We start from the raw sequence: 15,777 nt of genomic DNA on the forward strand, positions 1-15,777 counted from the left end.
AAGTTTTTTATCAGCAAGGTCTTAATAAAACCTTGCTGATATTTTTTTTAATTCAGCTTTGCCGTCAGCTTTTTAAACTGTTTTTCAGCATTTTTACCTTCATAAAGAATAGCATATACCGTATCTATAATGGGTAATTTAAGATTTTTCTGTTTTGCTGTTTTATAAATGGAATCGGCTGCATAATATCCTTCCGCCACCATATTCATAGACTGGATTGCGGATTTTACTGTATACCCTTTTCCGATAAGGTTTCCAAGGTTTCTGTTTCTTGAAAAAAGGGAATAGGCCGTTACTAAAAGGTCACCCAGATACGCACTTTCATTCACATCTCTTGGTGCCTCATAAATTGCTTCAAGGAAAGTTTCCATCTCACGGATTGCATTAGAAACAAAGACTGCCGTAAAGTTATCACCATACCCTAATCCGCTTGCAATTCCTGCTCCGATGGCAAAAATATTTTTAAGAATAGCACTGTATTCGTTTCCTAAAATATCTTTACTTGTTTGTACTTTGATAAAATCTGAGCTGAATATTCCTTCAAGCTTTTCTGCGGTTTCGTCTTCTGCAGCTGCAATGGTAAGGTAAGAAAGTCTTTCCATTGCTACTTCTTCCGCATGGCAGGGCCCTGCAATAACGGCCTGGTTTCTGAAACCAATTTTAAATTCGTCACGAAGATAATGTGCCACTACATCATTTACCTTAGGAATAATTCCTTTGATTGCAGAGATAAAGATTTTATCTGAATAATCGCAGGTCATTTTATCTAATGTGTCGGAAAGATAAATGGACGGTGTAGCCAGCACAATAACATCACAGGCAGAAACCAGCTCATTGATATCTGTTGTAAGTTTTAAACTTTTAAGATTAAAATGTGCAGCGGTAAGATAGGTTGGGTTATGCCCGCGGAGCTCAATGGCTCCTTTTACAAATTCACTTCTTACACACCAGTGGACTACTTTGCAGTTTTCAACAAGCATTTTTACGATCGCGGTAGCAAAACTTCCGCTTCCTACAACTCCTACAGAAATATCTTTTTTATTCTTTTTTGGATTCGAAGATTCTGAAATAATTTTCTTTTTAGCCATAATTGGAATGTGAAATGCAAAGATATTAAAACAAAGACGTAACACAGGCTTTGAAACTATGATAAAAGCCATTTTCTGAAAAAATTAACATTACAGGACAATTAAACAGCTAATTAACCGTTAAATACAGAAAAAACTGAATTTAAATTAAAAATAACCCACAAAGCTTATTTTTAATTAAATTTGCATCTTCAAAACCGTTTTAACTTACTAAGAGAAGAAATATGAAAAAATTTCTAAACAGCAAGAAGAACGTAAATATTCTCCTCGGAGGACTTTTACTAGTAGTTTTTGCACAAGGTGTATGCATTGCCAAACTCTTTTCTGAAAGAGATGACAAAACCTATGAAGTAAACCTTGTAAAAATAAACACTGAAAAAGACAGTGTAGATTATTTAAAAATGAAAACTGATCTTACTCTTGTGGATCAGACCGTTGCCCAGCTTAATTCCTTCCTGAAATCCAAAGACATCGCTAATGAAAAGCTGATGATGCTTAATCAGGACAGCATTTCAAACTCTATATATCTTTCCAAACAGGCCAACCGATACAGTCAGTATCTGATGGATCTTCAGAAAAAACTGATGCAGGTTCCTTTAGGCATGCCAACGGACGGATATATTTCCTCTAATTTCGGGATTAGAAAAAACCCTATTCCTTTTAAAACGGTTTATGCCTCGGTACAACCAAATACCGCTGCAGAATCAAAACCGGCAGCTGTTGCAGCTGCAAAACCTGAAGTAAAAGCTGAACCGGTTGAGAAAATTATAGAGCTCACCGACAGTTACGGAAATAAAAGGGAAGTAAAAGTGATGGTTACTCCCAAAGCGGCTCCTGTAGCGGCCGCACCAGCACCTGCGGCTACAAAAGCGGCTGCCGGAACCACTACTGCAAAAACTGCTGTTGCAGAAAAAAACAATCCTCCTGCTGAGGCGGATCAGATGCAGTTTCACAAAGGACTTGACATTGCTGTGGCATATGGCTCTGATGTAAGAGCTGCAGCTGCCGGAACCATTATTTTTTCCGGACAGAAAGGAGGTTACGGAAACTGTGTAATTGTTTCTCACGGAAACGGGCTGGCTACCTTATATGGGCATTTATCTCAGCTTGTAGCTAAAGTAAATGATAAAGTAAAAGTAGGCCAGGTAATTGCTAAATCCGGTAATTCCGGACGTTCTACCGGTCCTCATCTTCATTATGAAGTACACAAAAACAATACTCCGGTAAACCCGAAACTGTTTATGAATTTATAATATAAAGCTGTCAAGATAGACAGCTTTTTTAATGACAAAATTCTTAAATCCTTATGATCTACTAAGTTGTTAAGAATATGGAGATCAGTTTCGCTTTAAGCAGCGCCTTTTATTTTTCTTAATGAAGCTTCGATCCTTTAAAAAGTTTAATGGCTCAAAATAAAAACTACCATCATGTGATGGTAGTTTTTTATCTTACTTCAAAATCTTAAGAGTTCCTTTCGGATGGGTAAATGTACCGTCCGGAGCTGCAATATTTGAATAGATGACATTTTTATTATAATCCTGAATATGGGTTACATTGTAGCCAAGATGAGGCTCATGCCAATATACCATAAAAACATTTTTCGCTACTTCTACAGCAGTATATTCTACCGTATCTGTACTGTTTTTTGAACTTCCGGCTGTTCCCGTGAACGTCATGGTTTTGTTATCTTTAAAATCAAGAATGAATGTAACGCTTCCAAAATCCACTTCTACTTTACGTCCGATTGCAGGATACGGAGATTTCAGATCCCAGTTCATTTCTTTAAGATAAACTTTTGCTCCCATTTCAAGTTCCTCTTTTCCCGGCAGTTTAGGATACTTTTTAACCATAAAATCTGCAATGGCGGCTGGAGTTTTATTTTCAGTTACGGCTTGTTTATAATTTTCCAGATAACCTTTCACAAAGCCAAGAGATTCCGGTGATGTGGAAGGCTCCGCAAAGTGGGAAGGGATCACCTTTTCAGGGTTCAGTGCTTTCATGGCATCAATCTGTGCGATCCACTGATCAATTGCTTTTGCATTCTGAGTATCTGCCATCCAAAGATGGGAGCCAACCGAAACTGAAATTCCGCCTGCAATGGTTTTGATGGAAGGAATCCAAAGAAAACTGTGTGCGGGATCTTCAGGATTTTGTCTGATTTCAATTTTATTTCCCTCAAGATCAGGAATAGAAACGGCGGCCTCAGGAACAATGATTTCTGATGGTGCATCTGCTTTCAGCTGTGGTTTCCATACTGCGAGTTTATCATCTTTCGATGCTGAAATCAGATATGCCGTCTGAGCTGTTGAAATAATTTTTGCGTTGGGAAAAGCTTTTTTAATGACATCCAGCCCGAAATAAAAATCAGGATCGCTGTGAGAAATAAAAACGGTTTTCAGGGTTTTTCCTGTTGCTTTTATCTCTTTTACCAGCTGTTCTGCATATTGCTTCTGGAACTGGGCATCCACCAGTATCGCATCTTTATCTCCGTAGATAATGGTAGATGTTATAGGAAAAATAGCTTTGCTTCCCGGGTTATATACTTTTACTTTGAGATTTCCCGCGAATACGCTGATGAATCCCAAAAGTGTTAATAACGACCATAATTTTTTCTGTATCATTTCTGTTCTTTTATAGGGTTAGTAGGCTGCGGTAAAACGTTCACGGATGTGGTTGTTCTGCTCCAATTCATCTACTAAAACTACTGCTACATCTTCTACAGAAAGGCGGCTTCTTCCGTTTTCATCAAATACTGGAGTTTCTAAAGAAGTTCTGTATTTTCCTGTTCTTTCTCCTACATTGGCCTGATTCATCTCGATAGCTGGGCTGAAGAATGTCCAATCCAGTGTATTGTTTTCTTTGATTTTGTTTAAATAGTCTCTCGCTGCTGTTGCTCCCGGCTTGTATGCTTCAGGGAAATCCGGAGTATCTACGATTTGTACATTATCCGGAGTATAAAGGCTTCCGGCCCCACCTACTACAATCAGTCTTTTTACTCCTGACTGCTCTACAGCTTTTTCAATATTTTCTGAGCCATTTAAAAAATCGTTGTACAGATTAGGATTCGTCCATCCTGCGTTGAATGTACTGATGACAGCATCACTTCCTTTCAATGCTTCAGCTAATTCTTCCACGTTATTCACATCAACGCTTTTTGCGGTTACATTTTCCTGTGTTTTTACTTTAGATGCGTCTCTTACCAATGCTTCCACTGCATATCCTCTGTCTGCCAATTCTGATACTACGTGTGCTCCTACAAATCCTGTTGCACCGATTACTGCTACTTTTTTCATAATGTTTTATTTTTAATTAAATTGTAATAAATTTTGTTACATTTAAGGGTAAAAAATTTTATTCAAACTGATCTGAAAATTCCTGTAATGATTTGTTTCCTAAAAAGTTTACCACCAATTGATCTGTTTCCTGAAATAATGTATTTAAATGATCATTAATTTCTTTCCCTACACTGCATGCAGGATTGGGATTCTGGTTTTTCTTACCTAACACTTCTGTATTTTTTACGGCTTTATAGATCTCTGAAATAGTGATCAGTTCCGCATTCCTGGCAAGCTGGCTTCCTCCTTCTTTTCCCTGTCTGCTGATAATAAGACCAGCTTCTCTCAATACGCTGATCTCCTTTCGGACTATCACCGGATTTACATTAATACTGCCGGCCATCCAGTCAGAAGTAAGCCACTCCTGAGGACTTTTCGCCAATAATGTCATAATATGTACTGCCGTAGCAAATCTTGTATTGTTCATTGTAATTACATGGCAAAGATACACATTTTTTAAATGTAACAAAATTTATTACAGTTAAATTTTTCTTAAAGGATTAATTTATCAAGATCCAGCAGCAAATAATTGATGTTCTGATTAATGGTTCGGGTTGCTGACTGCATCTGATTGAGCATAGCAGCGCGGTTATGAAGATCATCTGCTCTGTAAAAGCCGCCATCACTGAAAATAACGGACTTGTCTGCCGCTTCTTTTACATCATCAAACTGATAATGAAGCCATCTTTGTTTCATGCTTCCAATGATGGAATGCTCTTCTTTATTGGAAAATTTTTTCTCAGTATACATGTACCAGATAAAAGGCGGAAAATTGGGAGATTCCAGTTTTTCTTTCCAAATGTCTCTCAAAAGATTTCTCTGGTGGATGAATTCCACTTTTTTTCCTTTGGGATTAAGGGTTGCCAAACCAAAACCAGCACCTAAGATACCTCCTCCAATACCAATAGCATTGTCCCAGCCATCGCTTTTTACAATTCCTCCCGCAATTGACGAGGCTGCTCCGGCAATGATTGAATATAAAATAAGCTTATTGTTTCTGGAAGAATTCAGGTTGTCCACATAGTTTCCTATTTGTGCTACCCTTTCGCCTTCACAATCAAATTCTGCTGCCACTGCATCCAGTTCGGTTAATGCAATGGTAATTCTGCTGTTGATTTTGGTCTTGAGCTGTAATATCTTAACCTGTGAAGTCAGCGAGGAGTCTTTTTTAAGTTCAATGATTTTGTGAACATCACCCAGATTATTCAAAGCATTTAAGATTAAAATACTCTGGTCGGTAAACATTCCTTTCAGATCTTTATTAGCCGTCAGAATAGAATCCGAATTATAAGACGGCAACTTATTATTGTAATTATACTTAAAAGGGGCTTTACAATAGCTGTCTTTCAGGGTGAGAATATTCTGCTGGATGGCCTGATTTTTTTTTGAAACACAGGATACCAGTAAGCCAGCAACAGCAAAAAGGTAAAAAAGTTTTTTCATACAGTCATAAATTGTGTTATCCGGATGTATTGTAACCTCATCTCTTCTTCATTCTTCTTCCACTTGCAATTCATCAGTACGAATATAATACAAATAAAAAAATTTACCTGAAATCAGGTAAATTTTTAATCTATTTTTAAGAAGGATTATTTAATATCCAGCAATTCAACTTCGAAAACAAGAGTGCTGTTCGGTCCTATTTCTTTGCTGATCTCCTGATCTCCGTAGGCCAAATGCGGTGGAATGATCAGTCTCCACTTACTTCCTACAGGCATAAGCTGAAGGGCTTCTGTCCATCCTGAAATAACTCTGTTTAAAGGAAAAGATGCAGGTGTACCTCTTTTTACGGAGCTGTCGAATACTTTTCCGGAAATCGTTGTTCCGTGATAGTGGCACTTTACAGTAGATTTAGGACCTGGTTTCGGGCCATCTCCTTCTGTGATGATTTCATACTGCAAGCCGCTTGGTAACTGCACAACGCTTTCTCTTTTACCATACTCTTCCATATATTCTTTACCATCTTTCAGGTTCTTTTCTGCCAATTCTTTTTTACGTTTAAATAACATATCTGCTACTCCCATATGATAATTTTTGTACAAAGATAAGGCTTTTTGGATTGGGAAAATGGAAGTATGGGGGTGGAAGTAGGGAATCCGGAACATTTCGATACCAAACCTGATTGGTCTTCCGTCATTATTCAGCAAACAAATAAATACTGTTAATCAGCAATTTAAGGTACAGATTCAGTAAAAAAAATCTTTCTGGTAACTTCGGGCTTCGTTCTTCCAGCCCCTGCCTTACTCAAAATTCAAATAATTGTAATACTTATTTAACACAGATTCCGAAACTTGGCGTTATAATTGGATTTAAAAACTAAATGCCAAATCCATTAAAATATAATAAGAAGTTTGATGAACTGAATGAAGAGGAAAAAATACTTCTGGAAATCAATAAAAAAACAATTGCAGATTTTGTTGAACAATCCTCCTCCATCAGTGATGTCAATTATGCTACCAGGAATGCTCATGCTAAAACCTACGCGGCAGCAAAGGGTGTATTTTGGATTGACCCTCATCTACCTGAAATATTACAGCCTTTTTTTGATAAGGATCAATTTGACCTTACCCTAAGATTTTCTAATGCTCAGCTGAAAATTAAAAATTCGAAAAAAGATATTCCTGCTTACGGATTTGCAGTGCAGATCCGGGATGAAAAAGGATTACTGCTTGCGAATTATCCTTTGGTTAATTTTCCTTTATTCCCTGTGAATTCGGTTTCCACTTTTTTAAAACTGTTTACTGCGGTCAATAAGCTTTATACTAAAAAATGGAGCAGCCTGTTTCCGATGCTTTATCAGCTGATCAAAATGCTTCCTTCTGTATGTACCGGTGATATGATCCGCAATATGATCAAACTCTTTACGAAAAGAAATGACTTTATTCTTTCTTTTGATTATTATTCTATAGGGGCCTATCGTCTTGGAGATTGTATGATCAAAATAAAATTATGCCCTCAGGTTGTGGATAAAAATACCGGCAGAAAACAAAAGGTGAAAGATGCTCTGCAACATTATCTGAAGACTCATGATTTTACTGCAGATGTTCTGATACAGATTTGCTATAATCTGAATGATCAGCCCATCAATAAACTGAATGTGGAATGGAAAAATTCTCCCTTTGTAAAAATTGGAGAGCTGAGAATAGAGAAAAATTCTTTGCTGGATTCCCGTAACTGTACAACGGAGCTTCTTTCATTCAATCCGTTTGACAGTAAAATCTTTTTTCAGCCTGTGGGAAAGATTCAAAAGCTGAGAGATGAAGCTTATAAAGTTTCTGTGCAGACAAGGAGGAAGATCAATAAGCTGCTGCATGGTAAAAACAGCTAGCATAATAATGAATGATACCGGATGTGTTATAAATTTTTGAATGCCGGTATAAAGCTTTTATTCAAATAAAAAAGACTGTTCCGGGAACAGTCTTTCTTTTTAGCTGAACTTCCGGTCTTCTTCTTTGATAGCCAGATCATTGATGCTAGCGTATCTTTTAGCCATCAGTCCATTTTCATCAAACTCCCAGTTTTCATTTCCGTACGCTCTGAACCAATTGCCGTCTTTCGTCTGGTATTCATATTCGAAGCGTACAGCGATACGGTTGTCTGTATGCGCCCAATATTCTTTTTTAAGCTTATAATGAAGTTCTTTCTGCCACTTTTTCGTAAGAAATGTTACAATTTCTTCCCTGCCCTTTAGAAATGTATCTCTGTTTCTCCATTCGCTGTCGATGGTATATGCTTGGGACACTTTTTCAGGATTCTGGCTGTTCCAGGCGTCTTCCGCCAATTGAACTTTCTGCAGTGCTTTTTCAAGGTTGAAAGGCGGAAGCGGATGTTTTTGTTCCATAATTTATTGTATTAAAATGGTTGCTATTCTTTTTGATTTTTCTATTAATTCGTTGGATTTAAAAAGCTGACTTTCTATGATGCTGCTTTCAAAAAGCATATATATATGATCAGAAAGGATATCATCATGCAGCAGTTCAAAAAAATATTTTCTGAGATCTGCTTTATGAGACTGAATAACACTTAGGATTTTAATATTATCCATTGGTATTTCCGACAGAATATTCAGGAAACTGCATCCTCTGAAGTTTTCCTTTTTGTTCATATCAACCAGAAAATCGAAAGCTTTGATGATTTTAGATGTTGAATCTTCTTCGTTGGCTAAAAAAGTATTGAGTTCACCAAACCAATATTCGTGTCTCACATTCAGAAATTCTACACACAGATCTTCTTTGGATTTGAAATGCTGATAAAAGCTTGCTCTGGCTACTTCTGCTTCGGAGATAATCTGATTGATTCCGGTAGAATTGTACCCTTGTCTGGCAAACAATTGAAAGGTGGTTTCTATGATTCTTTCTTTTGGAGATTTCATTTGCTTTCTTTTATGGAACAAATATATGAAAAAAAACAATGAACAGACTGATCTGTCTGTTTTATTTGGAAAATATTTTTTTGGAATGAAATTTTGGAAAACGCAAAGGGCTAGATTTTTATTGGTTAAGCATAGTAAGGACGCAAGAATTTTTTCTCCGATAAAATTTAATACCGCTAATAATATGGCTTTGAATGATATAGACAATTCACAAAAATAACATTGTTGAAATCTAAATTTGAGCGAAATCGAAATATTCCTGCGCCTTAAAAACACTATTAATATTAATCTTTAGCGCTTTTGCGTTTTTCCAATAACAAACAAAAAACCTCCAGAAATAAATTCCAGAGGCTTTTTATATATTTTTAAATAAGATTATTTTTCTTCCAGTTCTTCTTTCTTTTCTTCCTCTTTTTCAGGGAAAATGATGGATAAAAGAACAGAGATCACCAATACTCCTCCTACAATTCCCAATGAAACCGGAGACGGAATATGGATCCATGGTGCAATAAGCATTTTAACTCCGATGAATGACAGGATAATGGCCAATCCGTATGGAAGTTTGCTGAACATATGGATAAAGTTTGCCAGCAGGAAATACAATGATCTTAATCCTAGAATAGCAAAGATATTGGAGGTATAGAGGATGAACGGGTCATTTGAAATTGCAAAGATCGCCGGAATGGAATCTACTGCGAAAAGTACATCAGTAAATTCAATAACCCCTACCACTACCAAAAGAGGTGTTGCCATCTTGATTCCGTTCTGGATGGTGAAGAATTTATCTCCATCATAGTTATCGGAAACTTTCCAGAAACTTTTGATCAGCCTTGCTCCTGCAGTATTGCTGTAATCTTCATCGTCATCATCGTCACCATCACCCCAGGATTTGATCCCCGCATAGACCAGGAATAATCCGAACAAGGTCATTACAACATTGATTTTTACTGCTTCGCCGAAGATGTTCATTTCAGGAAGATAGGTAAGATTGATTAATCCTACTCCGGCAAAGATAAAGATAGCTCTGAAGATCAGTGCACCGATAATTCCCCAGAAAAGAACTTTATGATGAAGGTATTTCGGAACTTTGAAGAATCCGAAAACGAGGATAAATACGAATAAGTTATCCACAGACAGGGCCTTCTCAATCCAGTAGGCTGCCTGGTACTGGGTAAATTTTTCTACTGCCAAAGCATGGCTTTCCGGGCTTCCATCGGTATTGAATACCCAATACACTACCCCAGAAAAAACCATTGAAAGTGAAATCCATACGATGGACCAGATTGTAGCTTCTTTGGAAGAGACTTCATGACTTTTTTTATTAAATACTCCTAAGTCCAGAAGCAGCATGATAACGACTGTTACCGCAAATCCCCACACCAGACCTGGGTGCAGTTCTAAAATACTTTGATGTTTTTCCACTTGAGTTATGTTATTATATGATAAAAGCAATAGATGCACAGGGTACAAATATTGCTATTTTATTTATCCTTTGATTGACAATTGATTACAGGTAATTCATCTGTACCGTCTGAATCGTCTGCTCCAGCTTTTTATCTGCTGTAGGATCTCCGATTGCATTGAATTTCCATTCTCCGTTTCTCTTATAGAAAACTCCCATTACCATGGCAACATGCCCTCTGAAGGAAGCGTCATTCGCAATATCATATTTAGCAAAAACTTCTCTTACATTGGTAGGAGAGCCTTCATAAATACGGATAGAAGCGAAAGGAATGGTCCCGAAATCCTGACCTCTGTAGCTGTTCAGTACCATTGCTACGTGCTCTACGTTTGGCTCAAGCTGGCTGAAATCTACAGTGATTACTTCGTTATCCAATCCGTCATCTCCGTCTACATCACCGGTAAGGTCATCTCCGCTGTGTCTTACAGATCCGTTTCTGGATTTAAGGTTTCCGAAATAGATCACTTCCGTAACGTTTTTGTTTGAATCATATAAAATACAGCTTCCGTCTAAGTCTACTGCTTCTTTTTTGGTTCCAAAAAATCCTTTCTTTTCAATTGCTCCCCAGTTGATTCCTACACAAGCCTGGGAAAGCTCAGCACCATTTTCTTTTTTAAGGTTTATTCTCTGACCTTTTTGTAAGTTGATTGCCATCTTTTTATGTTTAGTTATTATTTAATTTTTTGCAAAAAAGCGAAGCTTCTCTGCTTTCAAATTTCGTTTCAGTTATTATTTAAATTCAAATTTAGCATTGCACGCAGAATATTTGTTTCTTCATCGAAATCAAATATTTTGCTCATAATGTCCATATTTTCAAGATTTTTAATATAATCTTTCAAAACTCCTTCTACTTCTGGTGGTAATATCCGTTTCCTTTCGTTCATACTGTGTTCCAGCTGCTCATTTTTACTTCTCAGCTGATCAATAATTGAACTCTGATTCGATTGATTTTCAGAAGTATCCAGCTTATCCAGTTCTTTGTCAAAAAGATACAATTTCTTTTCGTCTATGCTGAAAATAAAATGATCATCCGACTGAAAAATTTTGAAAAGCTCGTAATCATGGGTTCCTATAAGGTAACCGCATACAAAACGGACCTTAAACCCCTGAATATTAAGCCGTCCCAACAGCTTCCTTTCTATGGAGTACTCTTTATACTGGTATGCTGGGAAAGAGCCGGATTTCAGCAATGTTTCCTCTGCTCCTGTTCTGTAAAATTCCTGGGCATATTTTTTATGAAAATACAGTACATTCTCCCAATTGGCTGTAAAGCTGTCTTCTGTAAGGTCTTTATATAAGGTTTTCAGATGTTGGGAAAATACACCGCTGTACATTTTCCTGTCGGTCTGAAAGCTGTCTGCCTGTCTTTCCTCGAAGCCTGAAATATATTTATTATTAATGTTAATTTCATTAATAACTGCCAGCATATCATTTTCTTTCTGCTTTTTGATTTTAGTCAGAAGTTCTATGAGGCTGTCTGTATACTGCAGGTGGAAAAGTTCCAGCTTATTGTAATCTAAAGCCGTATTCTCCTGGAACAGATTGTGGATAATATCAGTTTTGATGTAAATGGATATTATGTCAATATGTTCAAAAAAATTTGCAAGAAGCTTAAGCTTTGTTAATCTTCTTTTGCTTTGCGACAATATGGTTGCTGCATCATCCCCCACCTTGGTACCTTATAAATTAACCTCTGACATTCGCTTTAAGTTCATGCTCCAATGTCTGAAGCTCCTGATCCAGTTTTCTTCGGTTATCTGCTCCCTGCTTCTGGATTTGTTTTACTTCATTCAATGTATTGATCAGCATGGATGTGGTTTCTTTCAATGTTTCTACAGATACAATAGTCTGCTCATTTGCTTTCGCAACATTCACTGAATTCTGACCAAGACGCTCTGCATTTTTTCTTAAAATTTCTTCTGTAGTAGAAGACACTTTCTGCTGAATCTCAATATTCTGCTGCTGTCTGTACATGGCTACAGCCAGTGAAAGCTGGTTTTTCCATACAGGAAGTGTAGTGGTAAGAATCGTCTGCGCTTTCTCAGCGATAGAAACGTTGTTGTTCTGTACCAGCCTGATCTGCGGAAGTGACTGCATCATAATTACACGCACCACTTTAAGATCTGCCATTCTTCTGTCTAGCCTGGCAATAAAATCTCTTTTATCCGCAATCTGATAATCCTGAAAATTCTGAGGAGCAGCCTCCATTTGGGCAAGCTCTGCTGCAGCTCTCTCCATTCTGATATTTCCCGCGATGACAAGTTCTTCAATTTGCTTGATAGAATTCACGTTACTTTCAAAAATAGTCTGAAGCACTGCATTATCCTTTGTAGAAGTAATGATTCCAGCATTTACCTTGTACGAGATCTGCTCAATATTATTGATAATCTTATCATATTTTGCAAATAAGTTTTCTACCTGAGTCATAACCTTCTTCATGAACGGTAACTTACTCAGAAAACTTTTTACTTTATTTCCGTTAAGCTCATCTACATCTACATAATTAAGCTCCACCAGCAAATCATTGATAAGCCCTCCTACTTCTCCGGAGTTTGATCTTCTTACATTCCCTAAAAAGCTGTCACTCTGATTGGTAAGAGTTTTCTGAAGTTCTGCTCCGAAATTTACAATGGAACCTGGGTTGGTTTCGTCAATGGAGTTGGCAAGAACTTCATATTTCTGACGTTCTTCTGACTGCAGCTGTGTAAGGTTTACATTTCCTTCTCTATCCACAAGAACTGCCGGCGCGGCAGGCTGAACAGGCTGAGCCGGAGTTGGAGGAACCATTGGGGTAGGTTCAAAGGTTTTAAGAGGTTCTATTGATCCCAGTGGATCTATGGGTTGATTTTCCTGATTGTCCATAATTACTTCTGATAAATTGATACAAATTTCTCAAGGCCTTCTCTCTGCCCTGCACCTACTGCCTCGAATTTCCATTCTCCGTTTCTGTTGTAGATTCTTCCGAATTCTACTGCGGTTTCGATTGAGAAATCTTCGTCCAGTTCATATTTTAAGATTTCCTCATTCGTATCTGTATTAAAAATTCTGATGAAAGAATTTCTTACCTGTCCAAAATTTTGTTTTCTGGAATCAGCCTCATGAATGGTTACAACTACTGTAATTTCTTTGATAGCGTCATCTATTTTTGTAAGATCAATTCTGATCTGCTCATCATCTCCTGCTCCTTCTCCTGTAAGGTTATCCCCTGTATGGATTACAGATTTGTCCGGAGACTCAAGGTTGTTATAAAAAATAAAGTGGTTGTCTGAAACTAATTTTTTGTCGTCCCCAAGCAGGAATAAAGAAGCATCAAGGTCGAAAGCTGTTCCTGTAGAAGTATTATTGATATCCCATCCTAAACCTACAGTAAATTTAGGTGCGTTAATATTTTCTCGTTGTCCTTTTTGTAAGTTAATAGCCATAATATAATTCCGTTTGTGTTAAAGTATTGATGTTATTTTTATATTCTTTTATTAAATGATAATTGTTACTGATGGCCAGCTCCAAAAGCAGGTCCATCTGTTCCTTTTTTACTTTAGACGTAAGATAATCAAAATTACTTGAATCCAGGCCTAAAATATATTTTACAATTCTGGTGTTGAACTGGAAATGCTCTTTATTCATTACTTCTGCAACATGATTTACATTTTTCACTGCATAATAGTTGAAAAAGTTTTCAATCTTCGGATCAAGGTCAAAATTCATCAGCTCTGCGTAGTACAGGAACATAAAGTCTGCTTCCACATTATATTCATCCAGGATTCTGTTCACTGTGTATTCATGACTTCCTGTGATTTTTATATCATCTATAAAAATACAAAGTTTTCCTCTCAAAAAATCTTTATCAATATAATAAGTATCATTGGCGATCAGATTTTTACGGTCTTCAAAATTAAGATTCCCATAATCTGTGATATACGTGTGATTACGATTGATTTTTGATAAGATACTGGACTTTTTTCCTTTCTGAAACAGATAAAAATCCAAATGCTTTTTAAAGTAAAAGCATAAAAAATTGGAGGCTGTAGGAATCGCCATATAGGGGCTTGGAAGCACTACAATCTCTTTATCTGTATTTAAAAGTTCTTCATTTTCGGAAATAAATCCGTCAAATAATTCTTTTGCAAATTTTTCAGCATACGACTTATCGCCATATTTGAAATAGCTGTATTCCGCAGGTGAGAAACTAAACTCATCCGCTGAATGAATGTGGTGTAAGCTGTATCTTGTATTCATGTTTATTGTTAGTGTTTAAGTAAATAGGCACTGAAACCAAATTTTTTTGCTCCCTGATAATCTGCCACTGGGTTATCTCCGATGTGAAGAATTTTGTTCAGGGGCACATCCTGATCTTTGATCTTATTCTTCACTTCCTGAAAGATCAGCGGATTCGGTTTTGAGCAGTTAATTTCATCAGAATAGATATGGAAATCTATGTACTGATCCAGATTTTCATGAATCAGGAATTTTCTCATTGTTTTCCCTTTAATAAATCCTGTGTTGCTCAGAATATTAATCGTTTTTCCCTGATTTTTAATATTTTCAAAAAAACCATGGATATTTTCAAAAATCACCACCGGTCTGTATTCCAGAAACAGGTCTTCACTTTTTGTATAAAATTCATTAAGCTTCTCTTTATTCAAGAGTTTAATATCTACATCCAAGGCATTCAAAATCATCAGATATATCTCAAAAGTATCAATATTTCCTCCGGTAACCTCATTGATGGTATTGCAAAGATCATCATAATATTTTACGGTTTTCGCAACCTGTTCTATCGGTTTATCTACGTTAAAAAATGAGGAGAACAGCCCCACTCTTTTTGCTTTAAATTCAGGATGAGATTTGATTAAGGTGAGCCACAGATCAAAAGAAAAATGACAGTGGCTATGGATGTCGATCTCTGTTTTCAATAGGTTTTAAGTTAAAAGTTTTTATTTAGCTTCTTGAAAAAGATTTAAAATTTTCAATCATCAGAAAGTGTTTGCCTGACTATTCTTCCCAAAGATAAAATTTTTATCATAAAAGCATTACGTTGTTGTCTGTTTTAAGATATTTTTATGAAATGTGACGAGTTTCACATCCCCTTCCGAAAATGATTTACCCGCCATTTATTTTCCGTTCACAAAAAATATTTTCAAAAATTCTTTGGAAATCAAAAAAAAATTATAATTTCGCAACCGATTAACAATCAACAATGTCAACAAAAATGATAAATATAATAACTTTAAGTCATCCTGTCAGAGCTGTGTTCTTTGGCAGCACTGAATATTTATCTGAATAGTTCTATAGATCTTTTACACTAAAAATATAGTAAAGACCTGTCTATTCAGACAGGTCTTTTTTGCTGCCCTATTTTCAGACTTTAACAATTCGAAAATTTCTGTAATTTGTTAAGATCTCTGAAAATTTCCCTTTGATACAAAATGCAAAAAATGTTTTACCGGCCTTATAAGACCGGAGTATATTTTGTGCTCATTTTTTCAGAATCTTTTCTTAATACAGATCTAACAATCAACA

17 protein-coding genes are annotated in these 15,777 nt (G+C 36.5%); 2 read left to right on the top strand and 15 right to left on the bottom strand.

Going from position 1 to position 15,777, the window contains the following annotated elements; genetic code table 11:
• Nucleotides 1-47: 47 nt before the first annotated feature.
• A complete protein-coding gene (locus tag BLW74_RS17775; RefSeq protein WP_089694576.1) occupies nt 48-1,088 on the bottom strand; it encodes an NAD(P)H-dependent glycerol-3-phosphate dehydrogenase in 1,041 nt (346 codons plus the stop codon).
• Nucleotides 1,089-1,312: 224 nt separating this feature from the next.
• Here BLW74_RS17775 and BLW74_RS17780 point away from each other — a divergent pair, with 224 nt between their 5' ends.
• Nucleotides 1,313-2,341 (top strand): M23 family metallopeptidase, encoded by a 1,029-nt coding sequence (locus BLW74_RS17780; RefSeq protein ID WP_089694578.1) that lies wholly within the window; start codon nt 1,313-1,315, stop codon nt 2,339-2,341.
• Nucleotides 2,342-2,536: 195 nt separating this feature from the next.
• Here the strand turns inward: BLW74_RS17780 and BLW74_RS17785 are convergent, their stop codons facing one another.
• The 5 genes from BLW74_RS17785 to BLW74_RS17805 form a co-directional block, all read right to left on the bottom strand.
• The gene (locus tag BLW74_RS17785; RefSeq protein WP_089694580.1) at nt 2,537-3,709 is read right to left on the bottom strand and encodes an MBL fold metallo-hydrolase; all 1,173 of its coding nucleotides are present in this window, start codon (nt 3,707-3,709) and stop codon (nt 2,537-2,539) included.
• An 18-nt stretch (nt 3,710-3,727) separates the two neighbouring features.
• Nucleotides 3,728-4,381, bottom strand: a complete 654-nt coding sequence (locus tag BLW74_RS17790; protein ID WP_089694582.1) for an NAD(P)-dependent oxidoreductase — start codon at nt 4,379-4,381, stop codon at nt 3,728-3,730.
• Between the two features lie 58 nt (nt 4,382-4,439).
• Complete coding sequence (locus tag BLW74_RS17795) at nt 4,440-4,850, bottom strand: Rrf2 family transcriptional regulator (RefSeq protein ID WP_089694584.1); 411 nt, start codon at nt 4,848-4,850, stop codon at nt 4,440-4,442.
• 65 nt (nt 4,851-4,915) lie between these two features.
• On the bottom strand, nt 4,916-5,866 hold the full coding sequence (locus BLW74_RS17800) for a hypothetical protein (protein WP_089694586.1): 951 nt from the start codon (nt 5,864-5,866) through the stop codon (nt 4,916-4,918).
• 146 nt (nt 5,867-6,012) lie between these two features.
• Complete coding sequence (locus tag BLW74_RS17805; RefSeq protein ID WP_052198510.1) at nt 6,013-6,447, bottom strand: BamJ family beta-barrel-assembly machinery protein; 435 nt, start codon at nt 6,445-6,447, stop codon at nt 6,013-6,015.
• 296 nt (nt 6,448-6,743) lie between these two features.
• On the opposite strand from BLW74_RS17805, the gene BLW74_RS17810 reads away from it, so the two are divergent.
• Nucleotides 6,744-7,751: a catalase family protein gene (locus tag BLW74_RS17810; protein ID WP_089694587.1), complete on the top strand. Its 1,008-nt coding sequence runs from the start codon at nt 6,744-6,746 to the stop codon at nt 7,749-7,751.
• Between the two features lie 99 nt (nt 7,752-7,850).
• Here BLW74_RS17810 and BLW74_RS17815 read toward each other — a convergent pair whose 3' ends face one another.
• The 9 genes from BLW74_RS17815 to BLW74_RS17860 all read right to left on the bottom strand — a co-directional run bounded on the left by BLW74_RS17815 (nt 7,851) and on the right by BLW74_RS17860 (nt 15,170).
• A complete protein-coding gene (locus BLW74_RS17815; RefSeq protein WP_089694589.1) occupies nt 7,851-8,264 on the bottom strand; it encodes a nuclear transport factor 2 family protein in 414 nt (137 codons plus the stop codon).
• A 3-nt stretch (nt 8,265-8,267) separates the two neighbouring features.
• Complete coding sequence (locus tag BLW74_RS17820; RefSeq protein WP_089694591.1) at nt 8,268-8,795, bottom strand: TetR/AcrR family transcriptional regulator; 528 nt, start codon at nt 8,793-8,795, stop codon at nt 8,268-8,270.
• A 375-nt stretch (nt 8,796-9,170) separates the two neighbouring features.
• Nucleotides 9,171-10,217, bottom strand: coding sequence for a TerC/Alx family metal homeostasis membrane protein (locus BLW74_RS17830; RefSeq protein WP_089694595.1), 1,047 nt, complete (start codon nt 10,215-10,217; stop codon nt 9,171-9,173).
• An 85-nt stretch (nt 10,218-10,302) separates the two neighbouring features.
• On the bottom strand, nt 10,303-10,911 hold the full coding sequence (locus BLW74_RS17835; protein ID WP_089694597.1) for a TerD family protein: 609 nt from the start codon (nt 10,909-10,911) through the stop codon (nt 10,303-10,305).
• 68 nt (nt 10,912-10,979) lie between these two features.
• Complete coding sequence (locus tag BLW74_RS17840) at nt 10,980-11,927, bottom strand: hypothetical protein (RefSeq protein WP_089694599.1); 948 nt, start codon at nt 11,925-11,927, stop codon at nt 10,980-10,982.
• 16 nt (nt 11,928-11,943) lie between these two features.
• Nucleotides 11,944-13,119: a toxic anion resistance protein gene (locus BLW74_RS17845; RefSeq protein WP_185116370.1), complete on the bottom strand. Its 1,176-nt coding sequence runs from the start codon at nt 13,117-13,119 to the stop codon at nt 11,944-11,946.
• Between the two features lie 2 nt (nt 13,120-13,121).
• Nucleotides 13,122-13,679, bottom strand: coding sequence for a TerD family protein (locus tag BLW74_RS17850; RefSeq protein WP_089694601.1), 558 nt, complete (start codon nt 13,677-13,679; stop codon nt 13,122-13,124).
• On the bottom strand, nt 13,669-14,493 hold the full coding sequence (locus BLW74_RS17855) for a phosphoribosyltransferase family protein (protein WP_089694603.1): 825 nt from the start codon (nt 14,491-14,493) through the stop codon (nt 13,669-13,671). The genes BLW74_RS17850 and BLW74_RS17855 overlap by 11 nt, the downstream gene beginning before the upstream one ends.
• An 8-nt stretch (nt 14,494-14,501) precedes the next feature.
• Complete coding sequence (locus BLW74_RS17860) at nt 14,502-15,170, bottom strand: HAD family hydrolase (protein ID WP_089694605.1); 669 nt, start codon at nt 15,168-15,170, stop codon at nt 14,502-14,504.
• Between the last annotated feature and the right edge of the window lie 607 nt (nt 15,171-15,777).

Origin of the sequence: Chryseobacterium culicis (assembly GCF_900108365.1) — a bacterium.
Taxonomy (GTDB): domain Bacteria; phylum Bacteroidota; class Bacteroidia; order Flavobacteriales; family Weeksellaceae; genus Chryseobacterium; species Chryseobacterium culicis.